The 25,995-nt window shown below is 72.0% G+C and carries 24 protein-coding genes and 1 pseudogene; 14 read left to right on the forward strand and 11 right to left on the reverse strand.

Annotation, left to right across the window (positions count from 1 at the left end; genetic code table 11):
• Positions 1-7 precede the first annotated feature (7 nt).
• The 4 genes from sdhA to ACFVGW_RS25455 all read left to right on the forward strand — a co-directional run bounded on the left by sdhA (position 8) and on the right by ACFVGW_RS25455 (position 4,447).
• Positions 8-1,762, forward strand: a complete 1,755-nt coding sequence (gene sdhA / locus ACFVGW_RS25440) for a succinate dehydrogenase flavoprotein subunit (protein ID WP_383223308.1) — start codon at positions 8-10, stop codon at positions 1,760-1,762.
• Positions 1,762-2,520 (forward strand): succinate dehydrogenase iron-sulfur subunit, encoded by a 759-nt coding sequence (locus ACFVGW_RS25445; RefSeq protein ID WP_352191934.1) that lies wholly within the window; start codon positions 1,762-1,764, stop codon positions 2,518-2,520. Before sdhA ends, ACFVGW_RS25445 begins: the two co-directional genes overlap by 1 nt.
• Positions 2,521-2,646: 126 nt before the next feature.
• A complete protein-coding gene (locus tag ACFVGW_RS25450) occupies positions 2,647-3,189 on the forward strand; it encodes a hypothetical protein (protein ID WP_385853601.1) in 543 nt (180 codons plus the stop codon).
• A 172-nt stretch (positions 3,190-3,361) separates the two neighbouring features.
• On the forward strand, positions 3,362-4,447 hold the full coding sequence (locus ACFVGW_RS25455) for a serine hydrolase domain-containing protein (RefSeq protein WP_385853602.1): 1,086 nt from the start codon (positions 3,362-3,364) through the stop codon (positions 4,445-4,447).
• Here the strand turns inward: ACFVGW_RS25455 and ACFVGW_RS25460 are convergent.
• Positions 4,422-4,967 carry a MarR family winged helix-turn-helix transcriptional regulator gene (locus ACFVGW_RS25460; RefSeq protein WP_383223302.1) on the reverse strand — a complete coding sequence of 182 codons (546 nt, stop codon included), beginning with the start codon at positions 4,965-4,967 and terminating at the stop codon, positions 4,422-4,424. The two genes, ACFVGW_RS25455 and ACFVGW_RS25460, sit on opposite strands and share 26 nt — an antisense overlap.
• 86 nt (positions 4,968-5,053) lie before the next feature.
• On the opposite strand from ACFVGW_RS25460, the gene ACFVGW_RS25465 reads away from it, so the two are divergent.
• Both ACFVGW_RS25465 and ACFVGW_RS25470 read left to right on the forward strand, forming a co-directional pair.
• A complete protein-coding gene (locus ACFVGW_RS25465) occupies positions 5,054-6,286 on the forward strand; it encodes an MFS transporter (protein ID WP_385853603.1) in 1,233 nt (410 codons plus the stop codon).
• A gap of 44 nt (positions 6,287-6,330) precedes the next feature.
• A complete protein-coding gene (locus tag ACFVGW_RS25470; RefSeq protein WP_385853604.1) occupies positions 6,331-8,820 on the forward strand; it encodes a DUF4132 domain-containing protein in 2,490 nt (829 codons plus the stop codon).
• Here the strand turns inward: ACFVGW_RS25470 and ACFVGW_RS25475 are convergent.
• A complete protein-coding gene (locus ACFVGW_RS25475) occupies positions 8,792-9,577 on the reverse strand; it encodes an alpha/beta hydrolase (RefSeq protein WP_352191954.1) in 786 nt (261 codons plus the stop codon). The genes ACFVGW_RS25470 and ACFVGW_RS25475 overlap by 29 nt on opposite strands.
• 137 nt (positions 9,578-9,714) lie before the next feature.
• Here ACFVGW_RS25475 and ACFVGW_RS25480 point away from each other — a divergent pair, with 137 nt between their 5' ends.
• Genes ACFVGW_RS25480 through ACFVGW_RS25490 form a run of 3 tightly spaced genes read left to right on the forward strand, consistent with a single transcriptional unit; the run spans position 9,715 to position 11,382 of the window.
• Positions 9,715-10,146: a hypothetical protein gene (locus ACFVGW_RS25480; RefSeq protein ID WP_385853605.1), complete on the forward strand. Its 432-nt coding sequence runs from the start codon at positions 9,715-9,717 to the stop codon at positions 10,144-10,146.
• A 10-nt stretch (positions 10,147-10,156) separates the two neighbouring features.
• Complete coding sequence (locus ACFVGW_RS25485; protein ID WP_385853606.1) at positions 10,157-10,579, forward strand: thiol-disulfide oxidoreductase DCC family protein; 423 nt, start codon at positions 10,157-10,159, stop codon at positions 10,577-10,579.
• 20 nt (positions 10,580-10,599) lie between these two features.
• Positions 10,600-11,382: a TetR family transcriptional regulator gene (locus ACFVGW_RS25490; RefSeq protein ID WP_385853607.1), complete on the forward strand. Its 783-nt coding sequence runs from the start codon at positions 10,600-10,602 to the stop codon at positions 11,380-11,382.
• A 376-nt stretch (positions 11,383-11,758) separates the two neighbouring features.
• Here ACFVGW_RS25490 and ACFVGW_RS25495 read toward each other — a convergent pair whose 3' ends face one another.
• The 3 genes from ACFVGW_RS25495 to ACFVGW_RS25505 all read right to left on the reverse strand — a co-directional run bounded on the left by ACFVGW_RS25495 (position 11,759) and on the right by ACFVGW_RS25505 (position 15,111).
• Positions 11,759-13,315 carry an ABC transporter substrate-binding protein gene (locus ACFVGW_RS25495; protein ID WP_385853608.1) on the reverse strand — a complete coding sequence of 519 codons (1,557 nt, stop codon included), beginning with the start codon at positions 13,313-13,315 and terminating at the stop codon, positions 11,759-11,761.
• 224 nt (positions 13,316-13,539) lie between these two features.
• Complete coding sequence (locus ACFVGW_RS25500; protein ID WP_385853609.1) at positions 13,540-14,853, reverse strand: metallophosphoesterase; 1,314 nt, start codon at positions 14,851-14,853, stop codon at positions 13,540-13,542.
• 12 nt (positions 14,854-14,865) lie between these two features.
• Positions 14,866-15,111 (reverse strand): SCO4848 family membrane protein, encoded by a 246-nt coding sequence (locus tag ACFVGW_RS25505; protein WP_383223287.1) that lies wholly within the window; start codon positions 15,109-15,111, stop codon positions 14,866-14,868.
• Positions 15,112-15,367: 256 nt separating this feature from the next.
• Between ACFVGW_RS25505 and ACFVGW_RS25510 the strand changes: the two are divergent.
• A pseudogene (locus ACFVGW_RS25510) lies at positions 15,368-16,090 on the forward strand (D-alanyl-D-alanine carboxypeptidase family protein); the annotation flags it as partial.
• Positions 16,091-16,430: 340 nt separating this feature from the next.
• On the opposite strand, the gene ACFVGW_RS25515 reads toward ACFVGW_RS25510, so the two are convergent.
• From ACFVGW_RS25515 to ACFVGW_RS25525, 3 genes are read right to left on the reverse strand one after another with little or no spacing between them, the layout of a single operon-like run.
• The gene (locus ACFVGW_RS25515; RefSeq protein WP_385853610.1) at positions 16,431-17,435 is read right to left on the reverse strand and encodes a YihY/virulence factor BrkB family protein; all 1,005 of its coding nucleotides are present in this window, start codon (positions 17,433-17,435) and stop codon (positions 16,431-16,433) included.
• Between the two features lie 52 nt (positions 17,436-17,487).
• Entirely contained in the window at positions 17,488-18,453 is a 966-nt protein-coding gene (locus ACFVGW_RS25520) for a decaprenyl-phosphate phosphoribosyltransferase (RefSeq protein ID WP_385853611.1), read from the reverse strand.
• Entirely contained in the window at positions 18,446-19,006 is a 561-nt protein-coding gene (locus tag ACFVGW_RS25525; RefSeq protein WP_385853612.1) for a phosphatase PAP2 family protein, read from the reverse strand. The genes ACFVGW_RS25520 and ACFVGW_RS25525 overlap by 8 nt, the downstream gene beginning before the upstream one ends.
• A gap of 171 nt (positions 19,007-19,177) precedes the next feature.
• Here ACFVGW_RS25525 and ACFVGW_RS25530 point away from each other — a divergent pair, with 171 nt between their 5' ends.
• Both ACFVGW_RS25530 and ACFVGW_RS25535 read left to right on the forward strand, forming a co-directional pair.
• Positions 19,178-20,542: an FAD-binding protein gene (locus ACFVGW_RS25530; RefSeq protein ID WP_385853613.1), complete on the forward strand. Its 1,365-nt coding sequence runs from the start codon at positions 19,178-19,180 to the stop codon at positions 20,540-20,542.
• Positions 20,543-20,633: 91 nt separating this feature from the next.
• Complete coding sequence (locus ACFVGW_RS25535; protein WP_383223280.1) at positions 20,634-21,389, forward strand: decaprenylphospho-beta-D-erythro-pentofuranosid-2-ulose 2-reductase; 756 nt, start codon at positions 20,634-20,636, stop codon at positions 21,387-21,389.
• Positions 21,390-21,461: 72 nt separating this feature from the next.
• On the opposite strand, the gene ACFVGW_RS25540 is transcribed toward ACFVGW_RS25535, so the two are convergent.
• Together ACFVGW_RS25540 and trpS are read right to left on the reverse strand one after the other, a co-directional pair.
• Positions 21,462-22,055 carry a 2'-5' RNA ligase family protein gene (locus ACFVGW_RS25540; protein WP_383223279.1) on the reverse strand — a complete coding sequence of 198 codons (594 nt, stop codon included), beginning with the start codon at positions 22,053-22,055 and terminating at the stop codon, positions 21,462-21,464.
• A 94-nt stretch (positions 22,056-22,149) separates the two neighbouring features.
• The gene (gene trpS / locus ACFVGW_RS25545; protein WP_352191950.1) at positions 22,150-23,163 is read right to left on the reverse strand and encodes a tryptophan--tRNA ligase; all 1,014 of its coding nucleotides are present in this window, start codon (positions 23,161-23,163) and stop codon (positions 22,150-22,152) included.
• Positions 23,164-23,241: 78 nt separating this feature from the next.
• On the opposite strand from trpS, the gene ACFVGW_RS25550 reads away from it, so the two are divergent.
• Both ACFVGW_RS25550 and ACFVGW_RS25555 read left to right on the forward strand, forming a co-directional pair.
• Positions 23,242-23,865, forward strand: coding sequence for an RNA polymerase sigma factor (locus ACFVGW_RS25550; protein ID WP_383223272.1), 624 nt, complete (start codon positions 23,242-23,244; stop codon positions 23,863-23,865).
• Positions 23,828-24,610: a hypothetical protein gene (locus ACFVGW_RS25555; RefSeq protein ID WP_385853614.1), complete on the forward strand. Its 783-nt coding sequence runs from the start codon at positions 23,828-23,830 to the stop codon at positions 24,608-24,610. Before ACFVGW_RS25550 ends, ACFVGW_RS25555 begins: the two co-directional genes overlap by 38 nt.
• A 69-nt stretch (positions 24,611-24,679) precedes the next feature.
• Here the strand turns inward: ACFVGW_RS25555 and glyA are convergent, their stop codons facing one another.
• Positions 24,680-25,969, reverse strand: a complete 1,290-nt coding sequence (gene glyA, locus ACFVGW_RS25560; RefSeq protein ID WP_385853615.1) for a serine hydroxymethyltransferase — start codon at positions 25,967-25,969, stop codon at positions 24,680-24,682.
• Positions 25,970-25,995 lie beyond the last annotated feature (26 nt).

Consider the following 25,995-nt stretch of genomic DNA (forward strand, 5'->3'; position numbering starts at 1 on the left):
CCACGTCATGAAGATCCACAAGTACGACACCGTCATCGTCGGCGCCGGCGGCGCCGGCATGCGCGCCGCCATCGAGTCGACGAAGCGCAGCCGCACCGCCGTCCTGACGAAGCTCTACCCCACCCGCTCCCACACGGGCGCCGCGCAGGGCGGCATGGCCGCCGCGCTCGCCAACGTGGAGGAGGACAACTGGGAGTGGCACACCTTCGACACGGTCAAGGGCGGTGACTACCTGGTCGACCAGGACGCCGCCGAGATCCTGGCGAAGGAGGCCATCGACGCCGTCCTCGACCTGGAGAAGATGGGTCTGCCGTTCAACCGGACCCCGAACGGCACCATCGACCAGCGCCGCTTCGGCGGCCACTCCCGCAACCACGGCGAGGCGCCGGTCCGCCGGTCCTGCTACGCCGCGGACCGCACCGGCCACATGATCCTCCAGACGCTGTACCAGAACTGCGTCAAGGAGGGCGTGGAGTTCTTCAACGAGTTCTACGTCCTGGACCAGCTGATCACCGAGGTCGACGGCGTCAAGAAGTCCGCCGGCGTCGTCGCGTACGAGCTGGCCACCGGTGAGATCCACATCTTCCAGGCCAAGGCCGTGATCTACGCCTCCGGCGGCACGGGCAAGTTCTTCAAGGTGACCTCCAACGCGCACACGCTGACGGGTGACGGCCAGGCGGCCTGCTACCGCCGCGGCCTGCCGCTGGAGGACATGGAGTTCTTCCAGTTCCACCCGACGGGCATCTGGCGCATGGGCATCCTGCTGACGGAGGGCGCCCGTGGTGAGGGCGGCATCCTCCGCAACAAGGACGGCGAGCGCTTCATGGAGAAGTACGCGCCGGTCATGAAGGACCTCGCGTCCCGTGACGTCGTCTCCCGCTCCATCTACACGGAGATCCGCGAGGGCCGCGGCTGCGGTCCCGAGGGCGACCACGTCTACCTCGACCTGACGCACCTTCCGCCGGAGCAGCTCGACGCCAAGCTCCCGGACATCACCGAGTTCGCCCGTACGTACCTCGGCATCGAGCCGTACACGGACCCGATCCCGATCCAGCCCACCGCGCACTACGCCATGGGCGGCATCCCGACCAACGTCGAGGGTGAGGTCCTGGCGGACAACACCACCGTCGTCCCGGGTCTGTACGCGGCCGGCGAGGTCGCCTGCGTGTCGGTGCACGGCGCCAACCGCCTCGGCACCAACTCGCTGCTCGACATCAACGTCTTCGGCAAGCGCTCCGGCATCGCCGCCGCCGAGTACTCCGCCAAGCACGACTTCGTCGAGCTGCCGGAGGACCCGGAGGCCCTCGTCGTCGCGCAGATCGACAAGCTGCGCAACTCCACGGGCAGCGAGCGGGTGGCCGACATCCGCCGTGAGCTCCAGGAGACGATGGACGCCAACGTGATGGTGTTCCGCACCGAGCAGACGATCAAGACGGCCGTCGAGAAGATCGCCGAGCTGCGCGAGCGCTACGAGAACGTGTCCATCCAGGACAAGGGCAAGCGCTTCAACACGGACCTCCTCGAGGCGATCGAGCTGGGCAACCTGCTCGAACTGGCCGAGGTCATGGCCGTCTCGGCCTTGGCGCGCAAGGAGTCCCGCGGCGGTCACTACCGCGAGGACTACCCCAACCGCGACGACGTCAACTTCATGCGCCACACCATGGCGTACCGCGAGGTCGGCGACGACGGCTCCGAGACCGTCCGTCTCGACTACAAGCCGGTCGTCCAGACCCGCTACCAGCCGATGGAGCGTAAGTACTGATGGCTACCCCCGTACTGGACAAGGTCGAGGCGGAGTCCGCCGCCTCCCCGTACATCACGGTCACGATGCGGATCCGCCGCTTCAACCCCGAGGTGTCGGACGCGTCGGTCTGGGAGGACTTCCAGATCGAGATCGACCCGAAGGAGCGTGTCCTCGACGCCCTTCACAAGATCAAGTGGGACATGGACGGGTCGCTGACCTTCCGCCGCTCCTGCGCGCACGGCATCTGCGGCTCGGACGCGATGCGGATCAACGGCAAGAACAGGCTCGCCTGCAAGACGCTGATCAAGGACATCAACCCCGAGAAGCCGATCACCGTCGAGGCCATCAAGGGCCTCACGGTGATGAAGGACCTCGTGGTCGACATGGAGCCCTTCTTCCAGGCGTACCGGGACGTCATGCCGTTCCTGGTCACCAAGGGCAACGAGCCGACGCGCGAGCGTCTGCAGTCGGCCGAGGACCGTGAGCGCTTCGACGACACCACGAAGTGCATCCTGTGCGCCGCGTGCACGTCGTCCTGCCCGGTCTTCTGGAACGATGGGCAGTACTTCGGCCCGGCCGCGATCGTCAACGCGCACCGATTCATCTTCGATTCGCGTGACGAGGCGGGCGAGCAGCGCCTGGAGATCCTGAACGACAAGGACGGCGTGTGGCGTTGCCGCACGACGTTCAACTGCACGGACGCCTGCCCGCGTGGCATCGAGGTCACGAAGGCGATCCAGGAAGTGAAGCGCGCGCTGATCACGCGTCGCTTCTGACCGTCGCCACGGCCGGAGGCCCGTTTCTGTACGCTGCGGCGTGCGGGAACGGGCCTTCGGGTTTTCCAGGTGCGCACCATGTGTCCGAACCATGTGTCCGAAACACTTCGGGGAGAGCGGGGATTGATGAGCGAGCCGAACCCTTACGCGGACGGTGAGTACAAGTGGGGGCCCGACCAGCCGGGAACGCCCGCGTACGGGTACCCGCAGGGGGCGCCGGGCTACGGGTATCCGCCGGCGGTGCCCGGACCTTCGTACGAGCCGACCCTGGCAGCGGGCGTGCCGGTGCCGCCGCAGCACCCGCCGATGGGTCAGGGAGGCGGCGGGGCACCGCTGTTGAGCCTCGGCGACATCACCGTCGTCGGCGACCAGATCATCACTCCGGCCGGTGCGATGCCGCTCAAGGGCGCCGTGTGGAACGCGATGGACATGTCGCGGACGGAGGAGAAGATGCCCACGGTCGCGATCGTGCTGGCCGTCATCTTCTTCATCTTCTGTCTGCTGGGTCTGCTGTTCCTGCTGATGAAGGAGAAGCAGACGACCGGCTTCATCCAGATCACGGTGACCAGCGGCGGCCGGCATCACTCCACGATGATCCCCGCGACCGGCCCCGAAACCTTCCACTGGGTGATGAGCCAGGTCAACTTCGCCCGCTCGCTGAGTGTCTGAGCGACTGAACGGCTGAGCGGGGCTGAACGGCTGAGCCGCTGAGCGGGGCTGAGCGGCTGAGCGCCGTGATCGTCCTAGGGGGTTCGGGTCAGGGGCGTGCCCGGGTCGGTCCGGGGTCCGGCCAGGGGTGTCCCCGATGGTCCGGGGGCGCCGAGGGCGGGAACCTTGATCCATGACGAACTCACGGATCAGCAGGGCACGTTGGACGGCGACGATCGCGGCCGGGGCCGCACTCGTGGGCGTGTTCGGGGCGGCCGTACCGGCCGTCGCCGCGCCGGCGGCGGTACGTGCGCCGGTGTCGGGGGCGGGCGCTCCGGTCTCCGTGCCCGCCCACGTGGCGGCACACGGGCACGGCCGGATCGATCAGGGCGCCCTGCGGGACGCGCTCGCCGGGCTGCCCGACGACCATGTACGCGGGGCGATGGTCCGGGTCGTCGGACGGGACGGCAGATGGACCGGGACGGCCGGCGCCTGGACGTCCGCGGACGCGCCGTACGCCATCGGCAGCGTCACCAAGCTGTACACCGGCGCCCTCACCCTCCAGCTCGTCGGCGAGGGCAGGCTCTCCCTGGACGACACGGTCCAGGAGCATCTCCCGGGCCTGCTGCCCGCCTCGTACGCCCCCATCACCGTCGGGCAGCTGCTGAGCCACAGCAGCGGGCTGCAGAAGCCCACATGTGTCCGGCCGGGGACGCCGGTCGAGGTCGTGACCTCCGCGGTCTCCTGCGGGACGCCGACGGCCCCCGGCACGGCCGTCCAGTACAACGGGATCAACTACTTCGTCGCGGGCCTCCTCATCGAGAAGGTGACCGGCAGGCCGTACGCGACGGAGCTGCACGACCGCGTCCTGCGGCCGCTCGGACTGCGCCACACCCACCTGCCCGCCGACGACTGGGCGTGGGCCGAGGGCGGGATCGTCTCCACCGCCTCCGACGTCACGCGGTTCATGAAGGCGCTGATGCGGGGCGGGCTGCTGCGCCCCGCCGAGCAGGCGGCGCTGTTCAGGACGCCCTCCATACCGGACGCGCGGTTCAGCTACGGCGGCCTGATGCGGACCCCGGCCCCCGGCGGAGGCCCCGTCGTCTGGGGCAAGACGGGGACCAACCGGGGATACACGGGCGGGGTGTTCGCCACGCCGGGCCTGGAGCGTGTCGTGGTGTACTCCACGCTCCCGACGGGGAAGGACGCCGATCAGGAGCTGGACCGGGTCCTGCGGATCGTCGGCGCCGGGTTCAAGGGGTACGAGGAGCGTCGGTGAGCCCGTTCGACTCCTCGGCGACGATCATGATCCGGCGGAGCATGTCGTTGAGCAGGGCCCGCTCCTTCTCGTCGAGGACGCCGAGCAGCCGCTCCTCCTCGTGACCGAGGACGTCCATCGCGCCGAGCCAGGTCTCCCGGCCGGCGTCGGTGAGCTGGACGACGACCCGGCGGCGGTCGGTCGTGGACTGCGTACGGCGGACGAAGCCCCGCTTCTCCAGGGCGTCGAGGCGGCCGGTGACCGAGGCGGGGGCGAGATCGAGGTCCTGGGCCAGTTCGGAGGGTGCCGCGGTGCCGCCGCGGCCGGCGAGCTTGTGAAGGGTGTCGAACTCGTGGCGCTCCAGCTCGAAGTCGACGAGGGACTGCTCGCGGACCCGCCGCAGATGGACGGAGAGCTTCTTCATCCGGGTCACGGCGCCCTCCACCACCGGGTCGAGGCCGGGCAGGACGGGCTGCCAGCGGGTCACGTGCTCGTCGGTCCAGTCGCGCGGTGTGGGCCCTGTGGGCGCGCTCGGCTCCATGGGTCGATCGTACGTCGCTCTCCATGATTTTTCGAGGACGAATATTTCGTTGACGAATCATTTGATGCCGAACTACCTTCCCTGTCATGCCCACCGCCCCGTCCGGCACGGTCACCGTGCCCGCGCCCGCACCCGTCCCCCATCCCCTGCGCACCCGCTCCTTCCGCATCCTCTTCACCGGCCGCCTCCTCTCGCTCCTCGGCGACGCCGCCATCCCCGCCGCGCTGGCCATCGCCGTCTGGGAGGCCACCGGATCGACCTCCGCGCTCGCGATCGTCCTGGCCTGCGCGATGGTCCCCAAGCTGCTCCTGCTTCCCCTCGGCGGAGTGGTCGGCGACCGCTTCGACGCCCGTACGGTCGCGCTGACCACCGACCTCGTCCGCTGCGCGGCCCAACTCCTCGTCGGCGCCCAACTGCTGAGCGGCGACCCGTCCCTCTGGGCCATCGCCGGCGCCGAAGTCGTCGGCGGGGCCGCGAGCGCCTTCGCGATGCCCACCAACTCCCCCCTGATCACCGGGACGGTGGCCCCCGAGGCCCTGCACCGCGCCAACGCCGCCATGGGGGTGGCCGGGAGCGTCGCCCGCCTCGCCGGACCCGCTCTCGCCGGCACCCTGATCGTCACGGCGGGCGCCGGGTGGGCGTTCGTCCTGGACGCGGCCACCTTCGCGCTCAGCGCCCTGCTGCTGCTCGCCGTCCGGGTCGAGCGCGTGCCCCTCCCGCACAGCTCGCTGCTCACCGACCTCAAGGAGGGCTGGCGGGAGGTCAGGTCCCGCGACTGGTACTGGACCAGCCTCATCGGCCACAGCGCCTGGAACGGCGCCGCGGCCGTCCTGATGACCCTCGGCCCGGGCATCGCCCTCACCCATCTCGGCGGCAGCACCGTCTGGGTGGTGCTCCTCCAGGTCGGCGCGGTCGGCTTCCTCGCCGGCGCCCTGCTCGCCGACCGGCTGCGCCCCCGGCGCCCCGTCCTGGCGGCCAACCTCGGTCTCGCCGTCTACGCATTGCCGCTCCTCCTGCTGGCCGTCCCCGCCCCCGCGCCGTTGACCATCGCCGCGTACGGACTCGCCCAGGCCGGTCTCGGCTTCCTCACCCCCGTCTGGGAGACGGCCGTCCAACGGGCCGTCCCGCCCCACGCCCTGGCCCGCGTGGACTCCTACGACTGGCTGCTCTCGCTCGCCGCCATGCCGCTCGGCTACGCCTTGGCCCCCATCGCCGCCGACGCCTGGGGCCCGGAGGTCCCGCTGATCGCCGCCGCGGTCGTGGTGGGCGGCTGCTGCCTGGGGACGGCGCTGGTCCCGGGGGTCCGGAAGTTCCGCTGAGGGGGCCGGTGACGCTGTCAGTGGGGTCGCCTACCTTCGTACGCATGGTGGGGACCACGAGTGTGAAGAGCGGGCTGTACGCGGCACTGGAGACGGGCCGGGTCCGGGAGTTCCTGGACGGACTGGACGCGGCGGGGCGGCGGGAGAGCGGGCTGCTGCTCCACGAGGCGATGTGCCGACGCGCCGATCCGGCCGTGGCGAGCGCGCTCGACCGGCTCGCCGGGCAGGAGCTCGGCTGGTCGACGGCGGATTCGGACATGCTGCTCGCGCGGCTGGCGGGGAAGGACGCCGCCGTCGCCCCGCACGAACTGCAGGACAGGTTCCGGGCGCTCGTGCCGATTGCGCTGTCGGCCGCCGAGCAGGCCGAGGAGTTCGACCGGCCCCGGGTACGGGTGCTGCGCCGGGCCGCCGAGAACCTCCGTGTCTACCGGAGCGACGAGTTCGCGGGGATACGCGACCGGATCGACGCGCTGCTGCGCCGCGAGACGCCGGCCTTCGAGGGCCGGCTGCCCCGGCACCTGCTGGACGCCCACGACGACTACGGCCCCGCGATGCGGGCCGCGCACGGCGAGCTGCTCGCGGGCCGCGGCGTGTCGGCGTTCCTCGCGCACTGCGCCCTCATGGACAAGGTCAAGGCCACCAGGACCTGGCGCAGGACGGCCTCGGCGCTGCTGGCGGAGACGGAGTCCGGCGCGGAGCTGGTGCGGCGGCTGCTGGAGGGGATCGCCGCCCAGCCCGAACACGAGGTGACCGATCTCAACCCGTGGGGCATGAGGGTCTGGGGCCTCGCGGGCGACGGCAACACGTGCCTCGTACGAGGGCTGTTGTGGGCGTCTCTCGACCTGGACGACACGTGGACCGTTCCGCTGACCGGCGCGGTCGCACTGTACGCGGCCACGGGGGCCGGCGGATCGGGCGGCGAGTGCCGCAGCCAGCCGCTGGCCACCACCGCCGTCGCCGTGCTGGGCGAGTGCGAAGGACCGGACGGCGAGGAGGCCGTCCAGTGGCTCGGGCGGGTCAGGGGGAAGGTCCGCAACCGGACGGTGCTCAAGGCGGCCGCCAAGGCCCTGGAGGCCGTCTCGGGGCGGGCCGGGCTCACGCCGTCGATGCTGCGCGAGCGCGGCACCCCGGCGCACGGGCTCGACGGGCGGGGCATGCGGGAGGAGACGCTCGGGGAGTACACCGCGGTGCTCTCCGTGCAGGAGCCAGGCGTGGCCTCGCTGTCGTTCCGGGGCCCCCAGGGCCGGGTGCTGAAGTCGGCGCCGAAGGCGGTCCGTGAGGCGTACGGCGAGCGACTGGCGCCGCTCCGCACCGCGCTGAAGGAGCTCAGAACCCTGCTGGCCGTGGAGCGCGCCCGGCTGGAGGAGCACCTGGCGGCGGGGACGACGTGGCCCGCGGAGGACTGGCAGCGGTACTACATCGACCACCCGGTGACCGGTCGCGCCGCCCGCGCGCTGCTGTGGGAGGTCGCGCCGGAGGCCGACGGGCGCTGGACGGCCGGGGTTCCCGAGCGGACCGGCGGCGGCTGGGCACTGGCCGGCGCGGACGGCACGGCGACCCCGGTCGCCCCCGGGGCCCGGCTGCGGCTGTGGCATCCGATACGGGCCGAGGCCGACGAAGTGGGCGAGTGGCGGGAGGAGCTGACGGAGCGGGAGCTGCGCCAGCCGTTCAAGCAGGTCTTCCGCGAGGTGTACCCGCTCACCCCGGCCGAGGTGGCGACCGGCTCGTACTCGAACCGGTTCGCCGGGCACATCCTGCGCTACGGGCAGGCGCGCGCCCTGATGGCGGAGCGCGGCTGGACCGGTGACCACCTGGGGTACTTCGGGGCAGGCGGCTCCTCCGAGATGGTGCGGGAGCTGCCACGGCCCGGTGATCTGCCGGTCGGCGAGGGGGTGTTCTGGCGGGCCCGGTTCTTCGTCGGGCTGGTCGACGCCGGCAGCTCCGCCGACGGGATCGCCGTGCTCTGCTCCACCGACCAGGTCCGCTTCGAGCGCCGCGTGGCCTCCTCGGGGGCGCGGGGCGTCTGGGAGACGGTCGCACCGGCCGGCGTTCCGGCGCTCGTACTGTCGGAGGCGCTGCGGGACGTCGATCTGTTCGTGGCGGTGGCGTCCATCGGCGCGGACCCGGAGTGGCGGGACCGCGGCGAGGAGAGGGCGTACGACGGGTACTGGGAGAGCCGGTCGTTCGGCGAGCTGACCGCGTCGGCCCGGATCCGCCGGGAGACGCTGGCACGGCTGCTGCCACGCACCGGGATCGCCGACCGTGCGGAGCTGACGGACCGCTTCCTGAGAGTCCGGGGCGAGTTGCGCGTGTACCGGATCCACCTGGGCTCGGGCAACGTCCTGATGGAGCCGGAGGACGCCCCGCTCCACCTCGGGCCGGACCGCTCGTCGCAGACCCCGGAGAAGTTCTTCCTGCCGTTCGAGGAGGACGGCGGGATGCTGTCGGTGATCCTCGCGAAGGCGTTCCTGCTCGCCGCCGACGCCGGGATCACCGACCGCACGATCAGCTCACGGATACGCCGGGGGCTGTGACCTCCGCCAGGAATCCGGCGAGGAGCGCGCTCGTCTCCTCGGGGCGCTCCAGAGCCGGAAGGTGGGCCGCCCACTCCAGTTCGACGTGACGGGCGCCGGGCAGCAGCGTCGCGAGGCGGGCCGACATCGCCCGGAAGTCGGGCAGGTCGTGGGCCCCGGAGACGACCAGGCACGGCAGGTCGGTCCCGGCCAGCTCCGCCGACGTCACACCGGCGTCGACCGGGCGGACCTCGTCGGAGGCGGCGAGCTGTACGTCGAAGGCGCGCCGCTGCATCACGCGTACCCGCTCGCGTGCCTCGTCGTCGGCCTCCGGGCCGAGCCACGTGTCGACGTTGAGCGCGACCGCCCCGTCCACGTCGCCCGCTTCGAGCAGCTCGTCCTCGCGCCGCCCCCAGGAGCGCAGTTCGTCGCTCGGGCTGTAGTCGGGGATGCCGGAGCAGAGCAGCGCGAGCGCCGAGACGCGCCCGGAGTGCCGGACGGCGGTCTCCAGCGCGACCTCGCCGCCGAAGGAGGAGCCGACGAGCGCGGCCCGTTCGACGCCGAGGGCGTCGAGGAGTTCCACGACGTCGTCGCAGTGGGTGTGCGGGCGGTCGATCGGGGTCTCGCCGAAGCCGCGGAGGTCGCAGCGGACCACGCGGTGCCCGGCGGCGGCCAGCGCCGCGAACTGCGCGTCCCACATCCTCCGATCGCAGACGCCGGAGTGGAGCAGGACAACTGTGGAAGGGCCTTCACCGGCCACGTCATAGGAAAGCATCAGGCGTCACCTTAGGTGCCGCGCTCCCCGATCACCTACGGATTTCCCGGCCCCTCCGCCGACCCTCACTTGAACATGTTCAAACGGAGGTCTACAGTCATGACCGCCAGCTTTTGAACGCGTTCAAGGGAGGGTGGGGCATGGACCTCACTGTCGTCGCGTACATCGTCTACCTGCTCATCAGCGTGGCTCTGACCGTCTGGGTCGCCCGCACGCTCAGCCGCAACGGAAGGATCTTCCTGGCAGACGTCCTGCACGGGAACGAGAAGCTCGCCGAGGCCGTCAACCACCTCCTGGTGGTCGGCTTCTACCTCGTCAACTTCGGTTTCGTCGCCCTCTACCTCAATCAGGACGAGACCGTCGCCGACGCCCGGGGGCTCTTCGAGGCCCTGTCCGTCAAGCTCGGCGTGGTCCTCCTGGTCCTCGGCGTGATGCACCTGGGCAACGTCTACGTCCTCAACAAGATCCGTCGCCGGGGCGTGATGGAGCGCGAGCAGGTGCCGCCGGTGCCGCCGCAGGGCTGGACCGGCCCGGCCAAGGGCCCCTGGGCTCCGCCCGTCGCCGGAGCGTGAGGAGAGACGGATGAGCCGGCCGCCCGTGACCCCCGTACACCGCCTCACCGTGCTGTACGACGCCGACTGCCCGCTCTGCGTCCATCTGCGTCACTGGCTGCTGCGGCAGCACCGGCTCGTCCCGCTCGACCTGGTCCCGGCCGCCTCGCAGGAGGCCAGGCGCCGCTTCCCCGACCTCGACCACGAGTCCACCCTCAGGGAGATCACCGTGATCGGTGACCGGGGGCAGGTCTACCGCTCCACCTCCGCCTGGATCGTCTGCCTCTGGGCCCTGGCCGAACACCGGCCCAAGGCCCACTGGCTGGCCACGCCCGCCGGACAGCCCTTCGCCCGGGCGACCGTCCTCGCCGCCGCCAAGTGGCGCGAGGCGCTCAAGGGGGGCGGACCGGCCTGCGACGACGGGCGCTGCGAAGTGCCCGGCAGGCCCGGCTAGGCTCGGGCACTGTGAAGGACGTGAAGGAAGTGCAGCCCGCCGAGCCCGAGCGGACCGGAACCGACGCCGGGGCCAAGGCCCCGGCCAAGGCCGCCAAGAGCGAACAGACCCGCACGCTCATCCTCGAAACCGCGCTCCGGCTCTTCAAGGAGCGCGGCTACGACAAGACGACCATGCGGGCCATCGCCCAGGAGGCCGGAGTCTCCGTCGGCAACGCGTACTACTACTTCGCCTCCAAGGAACACCTGGTCCAGGGCTTCTACGACCGGATCGCCGAGGAGCACCAGGCGGCCGTCGCCGACGTGCTCGACGGCGGCGAGAAGGACCTCACGGCCCGCATCCGCGGGGTCCTCCTCGGCTGGCTCGACATCGCCGAGCCGTACCACGAGTTCGCGGCCCAGTTCTTCAAGAACGCGGCCGACCCGGACAGCCCGCTCAGCCCCTTCTCCCCCGAGTCGGAGGGCCCGCGCGAGGCCGCGATCGAGGTCCACCGCAGGGTCATCGCCGGGGCCGACGTCAAGGTCGACCCCGAACTGGCCGAGCCGCTTCCCCAGTTGCTCTGGCTCCAGCAGATGGGCCTGGTGCTGTTCTGGGTGTACGACCGCTCCGAGGGCTGCGCCAACAGCCGCCGCCTCGTCCAGCGCCTCGCACCGGTCACCGCCCGCGCGATCTCGCTCTCGCGCTTCCGGCTGCTGCGCCCCCTGGTCGTCGAGACCCACGACCTCCTCGCCGACTTCATGCCGACGGCGGCCGGCATGGCGGCCTCGGGCAAGCCCAAGCGGCCGAAGCCCGCGAAGGACTGACGACCGGGGCCGCTCGGGCTCCGGAAGCGGCTCAGGCCGGAGGCTGCTCGGGCCCCGAAGCGGCTCAGGCCGGAAGGCGACTCGGGCTCCGAAGCGGCTCCAGCCGGAAGGCGGCCCAAACCGAAGGCGGCTCGGGCCGGAAGGCGGCTCAAACCGAAGGCGGCTCGGGCCGGAAGGCGGCTCAAACCGAAGGCGGCTCGGGCCGGAGGCTGCTCGGGCCGGAGGCTGCTCGGGCTCCGAAGCGGCTCCAGCCGGAAGGCCGCTCAATCCAGAAGGCCGCTCGGGCCCCGAAGCGGCTCCAGCCGGAGAGCGGCCCCAAACCGAAGGCGGCCCGAGCCCCGAGGGGCCGAGCCGCCGACGTCCGGGCGCGCGCCCGTCAGATCCAGCTGAGTTCCCAGAGGCGCCAGATGCCGGTGCCGTCGGTCAGGTACTGCGAGCCGGCGACCTCGGTCGTCGCCAGGACGTAGTCCTTCTTCTGCCAGAGCGGGATCAGCGGGACGTCCTCGGCGACCTCGGCCTGGATGTCCTCGAAGTCGTTGGCCGCCGCCGCCCGGTCGCTGTACTGCTGCGTCGCGGAGATCAGCGAATCGATCTTCTTGCTGCCGAAGCCGTTGTGCATCGCGTTGTCCGTGCCGACCAGCGGGGCGGTGAAGCTGTCGGAGTCCGGGAAGTCGGGCAGCCAGCCGACGGGGTACGCGTCGTAGTCGCCCTTCACGTACCCCTGCTGGAACTCCTTCCACTCCGCCTCGACCAGCTTGACCTTGAACAGGCCGCTCATCTCCAGCTGCTTCTTCAGCTCCGCCGCCTCGGCGCCGTACGTGGCGTCCTTGCGGTAGCCGAGGGTGAAGCTCACCGGCGTGTCGACGTCCGCCGCCTTCAGCAGGCTCTTCGCCGTCTTCTTGGACGGCTCGGGATACGTGTCGTAGAACGAGGTGCTGTGGCCGTTGAAGCCCTGCGGGATGAGGGAGTACAGCGGCTCGACCGTGCCGTGGTACGCGCCGGTGACGATCGCCGGGCGGTCGATCAACGCGGCGACCGCCTGCCGGACCGCCTTCTTCGCCATCGGCGAGCCGGACTTCACGTTGAAGTAGAGATTGCGGATCTCGGCCGTCTGCGCCTCGGTGATCCGAGCGGTGTCCTTGCCGTCCTTCACCGTCGAGAGGAACTCCGGCGGCATCTGCCGGTGCGCGACGTCGACCTGCTTGCTCTCCCAGGAGTCGGCGAGCTCCTCGGACTCCGTGAAGTACTTCACGACGACCGTTCCGCCGCGCTTCTCCACCGCGCCCCGGTAGTTCGGATTCGGCTCCAGGCGCGCGCTCTCGCCGGGCTTGTACTCCTTGAGGAGGTATGGCCCCGTGCCCTGGACCGTCGTGCCCTCGCGCAGCTGCTTGGCCGGGTACTGGTCACGGTCGACGATCGAGCCGGCGCCCGTGGCGAGCTTCAGCGGGAAGGTCGCGTCCCGGCCGGTCAGGTTGAAGGTGACCTTCTGGCCGTCGGCCACGACGCTCTTCAGGGTCGCGAAGAGCGGCGCGGGACCGACGTCCGCCTTGATGTTCAGCATGCGCTCGAAGGAGTACTTGACGTCCTCGCCCGTCACCTTGCGGCCGCCGGGGAAGGTCAGGTCGTCCCGGAGCTCGCACTGGTACGTCGTGAGCCGGGTGCCGATGAACTTGCAGTTCTCGGCGGCGTCGGGGACCGGCGTGACGAAGCCGGGCTTGAAGGAGAGCAGCGACTGGTAGACGTTGCTGTACATCGCCCACGAGCCTGCGTCGTACGCCCCGGCCGGGTCGAGCGAGGTGACCTCGTCCGTGGTGCCGACGGTGATCGGGTCGGTCCGGACGTCGTCGGAAGGCAGCAGCTGCCAGCCTCCCACCCCGGCGGCCACCAGAACTCCACAAGTGATGAGGATCCGCAGACGGACCTTCGACCGCATTGCCGTGCTTCCTTTTTTCGAGCCCACCCCTGGCGCGGCGGCACCCAGCCATGCCGCGATGGCGTCACCCAATCACACGGAATTCACAAGTGGAAGAGTAAACCTTCACAGTGCAGGTATATGTCCGTGATGAGCGACTTCGGGGGACTCAACGGCATGTATCGGCCCCAGCGCGATGAGTGACCCGTTCCGCTACACCATCCCGCTATGCCGGACATGCCCCTCTATGCCTGCCGGGAGGCCAGCTCCACGACGGTGATGTCGGAGGGCGCGCCGACCCGGACCGGAGGGCCCCAGGCGCCCGCGCCGCGCGAGACGTAGAGCTGGGTGTCGCCGTACCGCTCCAGACCGGCGACGGTCGGGTTGGCGAGCTCGGCGAGGTAGTTGCCGGGCCAGAGCTGACCGCCGTGGGTGTGGCCGGAGAGCTGGAGGTCGACGCCGTGGCGTACGGCGTCGTGGATGACGACCGGCTGGTGCGCGAGGAGCACGGCGGCCCTGGCACGGTCGCGGTCGCCGAGGGCGGCGGCGAAGTCCGGGCCCTTGCCCTCGCTCTCGCCGGCGATGTCGTCGACGCCCGCGAGGTCGAATCCGGCCGCGATCTCCTGGCGCGCGTTGCGCAGCGGCCGCAGGCCGAGTTCGCGGACATGGTCGACCCAGGCGTCGGCGCCGGAGAAGTACTCGTGGTTGCCCGTCACGAAGAACGAGCCGTGCCGGGCCCTCAGCTGCGCGAGGGGCTCGGCGGCGGGGCCGAGGTTCTCGACGCTGCCGTCGACGAGGTCGCCGACGACGGCGATCAGGTCGGGCTGGGTGCGGTTGATGGCGTCCACGATGCGCTGTGTGTGCGCGCGGCCCAGGATCGGTCCGATGTGGATGTCGGAGACGACGGCGATGCGGTACCCGTGCGCGGCCCGCGGCACCTTGGCCAGCGGTACGGTCACCCGCTTGACGCGCGGCCCGCGCAGCACGCCGTACGTTCCGTACCCGACGGTCCCCACGGCGGCGGCCGCCGCGGCCCCGCCGACGACACGCGAGACGAACAGCCGCCGGGAGACGGCGGTGGCACCGGCGACGCCCGCGGCCTCGTCGCTCTCGGCGGGGGCGGCGGGCTCGTCGCTCCCGGCGGGCCCGGGGGCCGGGGCGGAGGGAGCGGAGGGCGGGACCGTGGCCGGGGCGGGGGCCGGAGCCTGCACGGATGCCGCGGAAGGGCTCGGGGCGGTCGCCCCGCGCTCAAGGGCACGCCGCAGCAGCGGGCGGACGGCCTCGCCGACCACCAGGGCGAGGGTCAGGTACAGCAGGACGGCCAGCCACAGGTAGCCGGGCCAGGCCACGGCCTGCTGGAGCCAGAAGGGGGCGCCGGCCCGGGCGGAGACCAGGGCCGCGAACGACAGCGCGGGCAGCGCGAACGCCGCCACGGTCCCCAGCCGCCGCGCCACGCTCCCCCGCGCGGTGACATCGCGCACCAGGCGCCGCCACACGTACCAGTGAACCGTGGCCAGGAGCCCGAGGATCACGACGAACACGAGCAGAAAGACGAGCACGCGCCCCAACCCCTATCCGTGCGCGCGTCGCGACGCGCGCACTCCACGCAACCCGATCGTGCCGACCACCGTCCCCAGAACAAAGGACGTGATGGCGAGCAGCAGATGAACCCAGAAGTAGGCCGTCGGCTCGCCCGCGTCGTCGAAGGCGAGACCGCTCCCGTCGTTCCACAGGTTCTTGACGAAAGTGATCCAGATGAACCAGCTCCACACCCCGAAGGCGAGCAGGAACCAGGAGACGGGACGGCTGAGCTTCATACCCTCAGTATCACCACCGGCCCCGGGCACCTCGTCTCCGGGGCGGCCCGGGCACCCGAGTGGTGGTGACCGGGCGAACCGCCCGGCGGGGTTCGGATCGTCGGGCCGTGCCTGTACGTTTTCGATCGTGTCTGCTTCGAAGAAGACCGCTTGGGCGGTCACTGCTGCTGCGCTGCTTCCGCTCCTGACCGCCCTCCCCGCCCACGCGGACACGGCGGACAACAAGGAGGAGAAGCAGCCCAGGCCGCCCGCCAAGATGTCGTCGGTCGGCGGGTCGCTGCTCGGCGTGCCCGGTACGCAGGTGCGGCTCGGGCCCGGAGCGCCGGTACTGCCCAGGGAGCTGAGCGCGCGGTCGTGGATCGTCGCGGACGCGGAGACGGGTCACGTGCTCGCCTCGCACAACGCCCACTGGCCCCTCGCCCCGGCCTCCACGCTCAAGATGCTCTTCGCGGACACGGTGCTGCCCAAGTTCCCCAGGACGACGAAGCACACCGTCACGCCCGAGGATCTGGCCGGCCTCGGCGCGGGATCGAGCCTCGTGGGGATCAAGGAGAAGTCGACCTACACCGTCCACGATCTCTGGCTCGGTGTCTTCCTTCGCTCGGGCAACGACGCCGTGCGCGTGCTCTCCTCGATGAACAACGGCCTCGCGAAGACCGTGCAGGACATGAACGACCGCGCCGACGAGCTCCAGGCGCTCGACACCCACGTGGAGTCGCCGGACGGCTACGACGCCCCGGGCCAGGTCTCGTCCGCGTACGACCTGACGCTCATCGCCCGCAGCGGGATGCAGAACGCGGACTTCCGCGAGTACGCGGCGACCGCGCGCGCCGCCTTCCCGGGTGAGGAGAAGCCGGGGAAGAAGCGCGAGACCTTCGAGATCCAGAACACGAACCGGCTGCTGACCGGCGACCTGGGCGTCGCCCCGTACCAGGGCATCGCCGGCGTCAAGAACGGCAACACCACGCACGCCGGCGCCACGTTCACCGGCGTTGCGGAGCGCAACGGCAAAGTCCTGCTCGTGACGGTGCTGAACCCGTCGTCCAAGGAGCAGCACGCGGTCTACAAGGAGACCGCGCGGCTCCTCGACTGGGGCTTCGCCGCGGCCGGGAAGGTGCAGCCGGTGGGCGAGCTGGTCCCGCCGAAGTCCGCCGTGACGAACCCGGGGACCGAGAGCGACGGCTCGTCGCCGGCGCCCGGCAAGAACGCCCCGGACGCCGCGCAGAAGGCCTCCGCCGGGGGGAAGGTCGGTGGCGTCGGGACCGCGCTCGGGATCGTCGGCGGCCTGCTGGTGCTGCTGGCGGGCGCCGCCTTCCTCGTCAACCGTCGCTGGCCGCTGCCGGAGCTGGTCCGGCGCCGCCCTCGGACCGACGGCCCGGCGGGTCCTGACGCGGTGCAGGGTCCTGACGCGGTTCAGGGTCCTGACGCGGTTCAGGATCCCGACCGTCCGGAAGCTCCGGGCGGTCCGGACCGGACCCCGACCCCGTAGCCGTCCAGGCGGCGCAGAACAGCAGGAGCTTCGCGGTGAAGTTGATCCAGAGGAGCAGCGCGACCGGCACGCCGAACGCGCCGTACATCGACTTTCCCGCGACCTCCCGCATGTAGCCGCCGATCAGCAGCTTCAGCAGCTCGAAGCCGATCGCTCCGATCACCGCCGCCACCACCAGGCGGCGGCGCGGCGGGTGGACGCCCGGGAGCAGCGTCAGCAGGTACAGCAGGACGAGGAAGCCCGCCATGGCGGCGACGGCGACGGAGGCCACCTGGAGCAGGATCCCGGTGGCCCCCTCGCCGGAGATCCCCACCCGGTCGGCGGACCAGCCGACGGCGGTGGAGCCGAGCCAGGACGCGGCGAGCGAGCAGAGCCCGACGGCGCCGAGCCCGAGCAGGACGAGCGCGTCCTTGCCCTTGCGTACGACGGGGTTGCCCTCGTCCTGGTCGTCGATCCCCCACACCGCGCGCAGGCAGTCCCGCATCGAGCCGATCCATCCGATGCCCGTGAAGAGCAGCAGGACACCGGCCACGAGGCCGATCGTGCCCGCGTTGTCCACGAGGCCGCCGATGTTCAGCTGGTCGGAGATGCCGGGGACCTGGTCGGTGATCTTGTCCTCGATCTTGTCGAGCTGCTCCTGGCTGAGCAACGCGGCGCCGACCGCCGCGGCGACGGCGATCAGGGGGAACAGCGCCAGGAAGCTGATGAAGGTGATGGCTGCGGCGAGCCGGGTCCAGTGGGCGGCGTCGAGGGTCTCGTACGAACGCCAGGCGTGCGTCTTCATGAGGCGGGTGACCCAGGGGCCGATGACGGGGAGCTTGCTCAGCCAGTCCATGTCGTACGCGTACCCCTTGATCTCGTGCCGATACGGCGTGCTTCCGGCGGCCTCACAGGTCCGCGACCGCCATGCCGTACATCGCCGCCCAGACCAGGCCGATGACCGCGAGCGGGCGGTCGTGCAGCACGACGTCCTCGGGGGCGCCGGCGGAACCGCGGTCGGCGAAGACGGCGTAGCGCAGGACGGCGAGGATGAAGGCGATCATGGAGAGCTGGCGCCAGGGCAGCAGGCTGCCGGTGGCGACACCGCCGCTCTCCAGGGCCCAGAGGCAGTAGCCGAGGACGGCGACCCCGGCCGCCAACTGCCAGACGAAGCGTAGGTATCCGGTCGTGTACTGGGTGAGCAGCGCGCGGGTCGCGCCGCGCGCGTCCTCCATCTGGACGGCTTCGGAGTAGCGCTTGGCGGCGACCATGAAGAGCGCGCCGAAGCCGGTGGTGATCAGGAACCAGCGGGAGAGCGGGATCGCGAGCGCGACCCCGCCGACCATGGCCCGCATGAGGAAACCGGTGGTGACGACGGCGAGGTCGACGACGAGGACGTGCTTGAGCCGCAGGCAGTACGCGATCTGCATGACGAGGTACGCGATGAGGAGCGCGGCGGTCATCGGGTTGCACAGGACCGCGCTCGCGACGGCGGCCCCGACGCCGAGGAGGGTGCCGGTGGCGTACGCGAGGGGTACGGGGACGAGGCCGGCGGCCACGGGGCGGAGGCACTTCACGGGGTGGGCGCGGTCGGCGGCCGCGTCGCGGGCGTCGTTGACGAGGTAGACGGCGGACGCGGCGGCAGTGAACAGGGCGAAGACCAGGGCGAGTCGGGCGGCCGTGTGCCAGGAGACGAGCTGGCCGGCGGCGACGGGCGCGGCGACGACGAGCGCGTTCTTGACCCACTGCCGGGGCCGTGCGGTCCTGACGAGCCCGGCGGCCACGGCGTACGACCGCCGGCGCCCGCGCCCACGCCGGTGGTCTCGTACGCCGACGGGCTTGTCGAGGACGGCGCCGGCGGAGCGCTCAGCCACGGCACGCACCGGCGGACGCGGCGAGGGCCGTGGGCGGCGTCCGGAGCCAGGGGCGGGCGAGGGCGGCCGTCACCGCGCCCAGGAGGGCGCCCGCCGCCACGTCCGTCGGGTAGTGGACGCCGACGACCAGGCGGGAGACGCACATCGCGGCCGCCGCGGGGGCGGCGAGGCGGCGGGCCGCGGGGTGGAGGGCGCCGAAGGCGACGGCCGCCGCGGCGGCGGACGTGGCGTGGGAGCTGGGGAAGGAGTGCCGGCCCGCCGTGCGGACCAGGGGCTCGTACTCCGCCTCCCCCGGCCGTGGCCGCCGGACCACCCGCTTGACGCCCATGCTCGCCAGGTGCGCGCCCGCCACGAGGGCCGTACCGCGCAGCCAGCCGGATCGCCTCTCCCGGTCCAGCGCGGCGCCGACGAGGCCGGCGGCGAGCCAGAGGGCGCCGTGCTCGCCGCCGGAGGACAGCGCGCGGGCGGCCGTGGCCACGGGCGCGCGGCGTCCGCAGCCGCGCAGGACGGCCAGGAGTCTCCTCTCGGCCCCGGCCCAGTCCGCGTTTCGCATCGGCTCCGCCTCCCCGGTTCTCGACGGGCTCCTCCGTCGACCCGGGGTGACTCTGACCCGGCGGCCCGGTCACCGCACGGCAATCTTTCCTGACACTCCTTTAATCACCCATTTCGACGAACCGAGAGCAAACCAGTCATAACGCCTAGATCGGGCGATACGGTCGCCCTCATGGCTGCCCACACCGACGACGAGCCCCTCACCGGCTGGGGTCGCACCGCTCCCACCCTCGCGCGCGTGCACCGCCCCCGGACGTACGAGGAGGCATCCGAAGCCGTCCGCGCCTGCGGTGCCCGCGGCTCCATCGCGCGCGGCCTCGGCCGCGCCTACGGCGACGCCGCGCAGAACGCCGGCGGCTCCGTCCTCGACATGACCGGCCTCGACCGGATCCACTCGGTCGACGCCGTCGGCGGCACCGTCGTCTGCGACGCCGGCGTCAGCCTGCACCGCCTGATGGAGGTGCTGCTTCCGCTCGGCTGGTTCGTCCCCGTCACCCCCGGGACCCGGTACGTCACGGTCGGCGGCGCGATCGGCGCCGACATCCACGGCAAGAACCACCACGTCTCCGGCTCCTTCGGCCGCCATGTCACCGCCCTCGAACTCCTCACCGCCGACGGGGAGATCCGCACCGTCCTCCCCGGCACGGACCTCTTCGACGCCACCACCGGAGGCATGGGCCTGACGGGCGTGATCCTCTCCGCGACCCTCCGGCTGCTCCCCGTCGAGACCTCCCTCATGTCCGTCGACACCGAACGCGCCGCGGACCTCGACGAGCTGATGGCCCGGCTCACCGCCACCGACCACCGCTACCGCTACTCGGTCGCCTGGATCGACCTCCTCGCGCGCGGCGCCGCCACCGGACGGTCCGTCCTCACCCGCGGCGACCACGCCCCGTACGACGCGATCCCCGTCCGGGAGCGCCGCGCCCGCCGCGCGCCCCTCGCCTTCCGCCCCGGCCGGCTGCCGGCCGCGCCCGCGCTCGTCCCCGAGGGTCTGCTCGGCCGCCCGGCCGTCGGTCTCTTCAACGAGCTCTGGTACCGCCGGGCGCCCCGCCGCCGCACCGGCGAACTCCAGCGGATGTCCACGTTCTTCCACCCCCTGGACGGCGTCCCGCACTGGAACCGGATCTACGGGCGCGGCGGGTTCGTCCAGTACCAGTTCGTCGTCGGCCACGGGCACGAGGAGACGCTGCGCCGGATCGTGAAGCGGATCGCGCGCCGCGGCTGTCCGTCGTTCCTCGCCGTGCTCAAGCGCTTCGGCACGGGCGACCCGGGCTGGCTCTCCTTCCCCGTGCCCGGCTGGACGCTCGCGCTCGACATCCCGACCCGGCTCTCCGGTCTCGGCGCCTTCCTCGACGAACTCGACGAGGAGGTGGCGGACGCGGGCGGCCGGGTCTACCTCGCGAAGGACTCCCGGCTGCGGCCGGAGCTGCTGGACGCGATGTACCCGCGGCTGGCCGAGTTCCGCGCGCTGCGGGCCACGCTCGACCCGCGCTCCGTCTTCAGGTCCGACCTCTCCCGTCGCCTCGCCCTCTGAACCGTCCCGCGAACCGTTTCTCCGAACCGCCGCTCCGAACCGTTTCTCCGAACCGCCCTCCGCATCGCGCTCTCCGAGGAGTTTGATCGTCATGAAGGATGCCTTCGGCGCCCCGCAGTCCCTGCTCCTGCTCGGCGGCACCTCCGAGATCGGGCTCGCCACGGCCCGCCGGCTGATCGCCCGCCGTACCCGCACGGTATGGCTCGCCGGACGCCCCTCGCCCGCCCTGACGGCCGCCGCGGAGTCGCTGCGGGCGCTCGGCGCGGACGTGCGGACGGTGCCGTTCGACGCGCTCGACACCACGTCGCACGAGGAACGGCTCGGCAAGATCTTCACCGAGGGCGACATCGACATGGTGCTGCTCGCCTTCGGGATCCTCGGCGACCAGGCGCACGACGAGGCCGATCCGCTCGCCGCCGTCCGGGTCGCCCAGACCAACTACACGGGCGCCGTCTCGGCGGGGCTGATCTGCGCGGGCGCGCTGCAGGCGCAGGGGCACGGTTCTCTGGTGGTGCTGTCGTCGGTGGCCGGTGAGCGCGCCCGCCGCGCGAACTTCATCTACGGCTCGTCGAAGGCCGGCCTCGACGCGTTCGCCCAGGGGCTCGGGGACGCGCTGCACGGGACCGGGGTGCATGTGATGGTCGTACGCCCCGGCTTCGTACGGTCGCGGATGACCGCGGGGCTCGACGAGGCGCCGCTGGCGACCACGCCGGAGGCGGTCGCGACGGCGATCGAGCTGGGGCTGCGGCGGCGCTCGGAGACGGTGTGGGTGCCGGGGGCGCTGCGGATGGTGATGTCGGCGCTGCGGCACGTGCCGAGGCCGGTGTTCCGGCGGCTGCCGGTCTGACACCGGCAGCTCGGGAGGCCGGGCCGGGAGGCCGGGCCGGGCGCGCGAGCAGGGCGGGGAGGCCGGGCCGGGTCAGCCCGCCGTCGGGGACGGTTCGTCCACCGGCGCGCCGCCCTGGGCCGGGACGGCGGTGACGGGGCGCGCGTCGCCGAACTCGTACACCCGGAGCTTGCGCCACACCCCGTCCGCGCCCTGCTCGTACAGGGCGAAGGAGGAGCAGGTCCAGGCGGCCTCGAAGTCGGCCAGCTCGGCGTAGGCCCGGTCCATCGCCTCCTCGGCGATGCCGTGCGCGACGGTGACGTGCGGGTGGTACGGGAACTGCAGCTCGCGCACCAGCGGCCCGGACTCGTCCCGTACCCGCTCCTGGAGCCAGGCGCAGGCGGAGACGCCCTCGGCGAGCGTCACGTAGACGACCGGGGAGAGCGGGCGAAACGTTCCCGTGCCGCTGAGGCGCACCGGGAAGGAGCGGACGCCCGCGGCGACCTCGGCGAGGTGTGCCTGGATCGCGGGCAGCCGCGCCTCGTCCACCTCGGTCGGCGGCACGAGGGTGACGTGCGTGGGGATGCCGTGCGCGGCGGGATCCCCGAAGCCCGCGCGCCGCTCCTGGAGCAGGCTGCCGTAGGGCTCCGGGACCGCGATCGAAACGCCGAGCGTTACGGTCCCCACGTCGTTCTCCTCCATAGTCGTGTCATATCGGGACGGTGGTGGTGCAGCCGCCAGTGTGCGGCCTGCACCACCCCTGAGGCCAGAGTCCTCGGTCTCAGTGCTTCGCGGGCAGGAAGCCCATCCGCTCGTACGTCTGCGCCAGCGTCTCCGCGGCGACCGCGCGGGCCTTCTCCGCGCCCTTGGCCAGGATCGCGTCCAGCGTCTCCGGGTCGTCCAGATATTCCTGCGTACGGGACCGGAACGGCGTGACGAAGTCCACCATGACCTCCGCCAGGTCGGTCTTCAGCGCTCCGTACATCTTGCCCTCGTAGCTCTTCTCCAGGTCGGGGATGCTCGTCCCGGTGAGCGTGGACATGATCGTGAGCAGGTTGGAGACGCCGGCCTTGGTCTCCGGGTCGAAGCGGATCACCGTCTCCGTGTCGGTGACGGCGCTCTTGACCTTCTTCGCGGTCGTCTTCGGCTCGTCGAGGAGGTTGATCAGGCCCTTCGGCGTCGACGCCGACTTGCTCATCTTGATCGCCGGGTCCTGAAGGTCGTAGATCTTCGCCGTCTCCTTGAGGATGTACGGCGCCGGGATCGTGAACGTCTCGCCGAAGCGGCCGTTGAAGCGCTCCGCGAGGTCGCGGGTCAGCTCGATGTGCTGGCGCTGGTCCTCGCCCACCGGGACCTGGTTGGCCTGGTAGAGCAGGATGTCGGCGACCTGGAGGATCGGGTACGTGAAGAGGCCGACGGTGGCCCGGTCGGCGCCCTGCTTGGCGGACTTGTCCTTGAACTGGGTCATGCGGGAGGCCTCGCCGAAGCCCGTGAGGCAGTTCATGACCCAGCCGAGCTGTGCGTGCTCGGGGACGTGGCTCTGCACGAAGAGGGTGCACCGCTCGGGGTCCAGGCCGGCGGCGAGCAGCTGCGCGGCGGCGAGCCGGGTGTTGGCACGGAGCTCCGCGGGGTCCTGCGGGACCGTGATCGCGTGCAGGTCCACCACCATGTAGAAGGCGTCGTGGGACTCCTGCAGGGCGACCCACTGGCGGACGGCACCGAGGTAGTTGCCGAGGTGGAACGAGCCTGCGGTGGGCTGGATTCCGGAGAGCACACGGGGACTGTCAGAGGCCATGTCCCACATTCTCTCAGGTGCCGGAACGAACTGATCCCGGACCGGGAACCGATCCGCTTCCGCCGGTGTATCAAAGGTGTGAGGACGCTGGAGGGGGGCCGGGTCGTCGACGACGGAGCCGAGGCCGCGGTGATCGCCCGCGTACGCGCCGGGGAGGCGGAGGCGTACGCGGCGCTGGTCCGCGCGCACACGGCGGTCGCGCTGAGGGCGGCGGTGGCGTGCGGCGCGGGCGCGGAGGCGGAGGACGTCGTGCAGCAGGCGTTCTTCAAGGCGTACCGGTCGCTGGGGCGGTTCAAGGAGGGGGCTGCGTTCCGGCCGTGGCTGCTGCGGATCGTGGTCAATGAGACGAGGAACACAGTGCGGGCGGCGGGCCGGCAGCGGGCGGTCGCGGGGCGGGAGGCGGAGCTGCTGGCGGCCGAGCCGCGGATACCGGACGGGGCGGACCCGGCGGTCGCGGCCGAGGAGCAGGAGAGACGCCGTCAGCTGCTCACGGCGCTCGACGGACTGAGCGAGGACCACCGGCAGGTGGTGATCCACCGGTATCTGCTGGAGCTCGACGAGACGGAGACGGCGGCCGCACTGGGCTGGCCGCGGGGGACGGTGAAGTCCCGGCTGAGCCGGGCGCTGAAGAAGCTGGGACCGGCGCTGGAGGGAGGTGACGGGCATGAAGGACACGAGGGACGGCGACGGGCTCCCGGATGAGCTGCGGGAGCTGGGACGCCGGCTGAAGGTGCCGGACGTGGACGGGGAGTCCATGGCCGAGCGGGTGCTCGCTCAGCTCCTGGCGGAGCGGGTGCCCACGCCGGTGCGGCAGAGCCGCTTCGCGTCCCTGCGCAGGCGCTGGAAGGCTCTGCTCGCGGCGCTCTCCGGGATCCTGGTGGTGCTGGTGCTCACGCCGCCGGTGCGGGCGACGGTGACGGACTGGTTCGGCTTCGGCGGGGTCGAGGTCCGGTACGACCCCGGTGCGCGTCCGGCGCCGGGCGCGGCGGTGCCGGGGTGCCCGTCGCCCGTTCCGCTGGAGGAGGCCGGGCGGAGGGCCGGGTTCGAGCCGCTGGTTCCGGGCGCGCTCGGCGCCCCGGACGCGGTCTCGGTGACGGGCTCGGCGGAGCGGGGGCGGGCGGTGATCAGTCTGTGCTGGCGCGGGGCCGGCGGCCGGACGGTCCGGCTGGACGAGTTCTCCGCACGGCTGGAGGCCGGCTTCGCCAAGCAGGTGCGGACGCATCCGCAGTGGGTGGACCTGCCGGACGGCGCGGAGGGCTACTGGTTCGCCGAGCCGCATCTGCTGCGCTTTCCGATGACGGACGCGAGCGGGCGGACCTGGTCGCACTCCATACGCACGGCGGGCCCCACGCTCCTGTGGACGAGGAACGCGGGAGCCCTGACGCTGCGCCTGGAGGGCGAGCCGTCCCTGGAGCGGGCACGGGCCGTGGCCGAGTCGGCGGACTGAGCCGGGACGATCGCCGGGCTCGTCCTGCCCGGCCGGGCGCCCGGCCGGGCAGGACGACGCGGGGGTGGGTCAGGCCGGGAGGCCCGGGGCCGGGAAGGCCGCCATCAGTTCGGCGACCTCCTTGCGGATGGCGTGCAGCGCGTCCTCGTCGCCCGAGCCGGCGGCGGCGACGCCGCGGTCGATCCAGTCGGCGACCAGCTCCATGTGCGCGGTGCCGAGGCCGCGGGAGGTGAGGGAGGGAGTGCCGATGCGGATGCCGGAGGGGTCGAAGGGCTTCCGGGTGTCGTAGGGGACGGTGTTGTAGTTGACGACGATCCCGGCGCGGTCGAGGGCCTTGGCGGCGACCTTGCCGGGGACCTCCTTGGGGGTGAGGTCCATCAGGATCAGGTGGTTGTCGGTACCGCCGGAGACCAGGTCGAAGCCGCGCGCGAGGAGCGCCTCGGCGAGGGCCCTGGCGTTGGCGACGACCGCGTGGGCGTAGTCGCGGAAGGAGGGCTGGGCCGCCTCCCGCAGGGCGACGGCGATGGCGGCGGTGGTCTGGTTGCGCGGGCCGCCCTGGAGGCCGGGGAAGACAGCCTTGTCGAGGGCCTTGGCATGCTCCTCGCGGGACATCAGCATGGCGCCGCGCGGGCCGCGCAGGGTCTTGTGGGTGGTGGTCGAGATGACGTCGGCGTGCGGGACCGGAGAAGGGTGGGCGCCGCCCGCGATCAGGCCGGCGATGTGGGCGATGTCGGCGACGAGCACGGCGCCGGCCTCGTGGGCGATCTCCGAGAAGGCGGCGAAGTCGATCGTGCGGGGCAGCGCGGTGCCACCGCAGAAGATCACCTTCGGCCGCTCCTTGAGGGCGAGCTCGCGGACCTGGTCGAGGTCGACGAGCCCGGTGTCCTGGCGTACGCCGTACTGCACGCCGCGGAACCACCTGCCGGTGGCGGAGACGCCCCAGCCGTGGGTGAGGTGGCCGCCCATGGGCAGGGCCATGCCCATCACGGTGTCGCCGGGCTCGGCGAAGGCGAGGTAGACGGCGAGGTTGGCGGGCGAGCCGGAGTACGGCTGCACATTGGCGTGGTCGACACCGAAGACGGCCTTGGCGCGCTCGACGGCGAGGGTCTCGACCTGGTCGATGATCTGCTGGCCCTCGTAGTAGCGGCGGCCGGGGTAGCCCTCGCTGTACTTGTTCTGCAGGACGGTCCCCGAGGCTTCGAGGACGGCCCGGGAGACGTAGTTCTCGCTGGGGATCAGCCGGAGGGTCTCGGCCTGCAGCAGCTCCTCGGCGCCGACGAGCGCGGCGAGTTCGGGGTCGGCGGCGGCCAGGGCGGGGTGGCGGGCGGCGAGATCGGCGGGCTGCGGGGTGACGGTCATGGCGGTTCCTCCGGGCGTTCGCTGGA

It is taken from the genome of Streptomyces sp. NPDC127129 (assembly GCF_042671585.1).
Taxonomy (GTDB): domain Bacteria; phylum Actinomycetota; class Actinomycetes; order Streptomycetales; family Streptomycetaceae; genus Streptomyces.

What these genes read in the sequence shown, in the direction of transcription:
- ACFVGW_RS25470 (WP_385853604.1), top strand. Translation starts at nt 6,331, where the DNA reads ATGGTGGGGACCACGAGTGTGAAGAGCGGGCTGTACGCGGCACTGGAG.
- ACFVGW_RS25460 (WP_383223302.1), bottom strand. Translation starts at nt 4,967, where the DNA reads ATGGAGCCGAGCGCGCCCACAGGGCCCACACCGCGCGACTGGACCGAC.
- ACFVGW_RS25465 (WP_385853603.1), top strand. Translation starts at nt 5,054, where the DNA reads ATGCCCACCGCCCCGTCCGGCACGGTCACCGTGCCCGCGCCCGCACCC.
- ACFVGW_RS25525 (WP_385853612.1), bottom strand. Translation starts at nt 19,006, where the DNA reads ATGCGAAACGCGGACTGGGCCGGGGCCGAGAGGAGACTCCTGGCCGTC.
- ACFVGW_RS25480 (WP_385853605.1), top strand. Translation starts at nt 9,715, where the DNA reads ATGGACCTCACTGTCGTCGCGTACATCGTCTACCTGCTCATCAGCGTG.
- glyA (WP_385853615.1), bottom strand. Translation starts at nt 25,969, where the DNA reads ATGACCGTCACCCCGCAGCCCGCCGATCTCGCCGCCCGCCACCCCGCC.
- ACFVGW_RS25505 (WP_383223287.1), bottom strand. Translation starts at nt 15,111, where the DNA reads ATGAAGCTCAGCCGTCCCGTCTCCTGGTTCCTGCTCGCCTTCGGGGTG.
- ACFVGW_RS25485 (WP_385853606.1), top strand. Translation starts at nt 10,157, where the DNA reads ATGAGCCGGCCGCCCGTGACCCCCGTACACCGCCTCACCGTGCTGTAC.
- ACFVGW_RS25445 (WP_352191934.1), top strand. Translation starts at nt 1,762, where the DNA reads ATGGCTACCCCCGTACTGGACAAGGTCGAGGCGGAGTCCGCCGCCTCC.
- ACFVGW_RS25515 (WP_385853610.1), bottom strand. Translation starts at nt 17,435, where the DNA reads ATGGACTGGCTGAGCAAGCTCCCCGTCATCGGCCCCTGGGTCACCCGC.
- trpS (WP_352191950.1), bottom strand. Translation starts at nt 23,163, where the DNA reads ATGGCCTCTGACAGTCCCCGTGTGCTCTCCGGAATCCAGCCCACCGCA.
- ACFVGW_RS25450 (WP_385853601.1), top strand. Translation starts at nt 2,647, where the DNA reads ATGAGCGAGCCGAACCCTTACGCGGACGGTGAGTACAAGTGGGGGCCC.
- sdhA (WP_383223308.1), top strand. Translation starts at nt 8, where the DNA reads ATGAAGATCCACAAGTACGACACCGTCATCGTCGGCGCCGGCGGCGCC.
- ACFVGW_RS25455 (WP_385853602.1), top strand. Translation starts at nt 3,362, where the DNA reads ATGACGAACTCACGGATCAGCAGGGCACGTTGGACGGCGACGATCGCG.
- ACFVGW_RS25495 (WP_385853608.1), bottom strand. Translation starts at nt 13,315, where the DNA reads ATGCGGTCGAAGGTCCGTCTGCGGATCCTCATCACTTGTGGAGTTCTG.
- ACFVGW_RS25555 (WP_385853614.1), top strand. Translation starts at nt 23,828, where the DNA reads ATGAAGGACACGAGGGACGGCGACGGGCTCCCGGATGAGCTGCGGGAG.
- ACFVGW_RS25530 (WP_385853613.1), top strand. Translation starts at nt 19,178, where the DNA reads ATGGCTGCCCACACCGACGACGAGCCCCTCACCGGCTGGGGTCGCACC.
- ACFVGW_RS25535 (WP_383223280.1), top strand. Translation starts at nt 20,634, where the DNA reads ATGAAGGATGCCTTCGGCGCCCCGCAGTCCCTGCTCCTGCTCGGCGGC.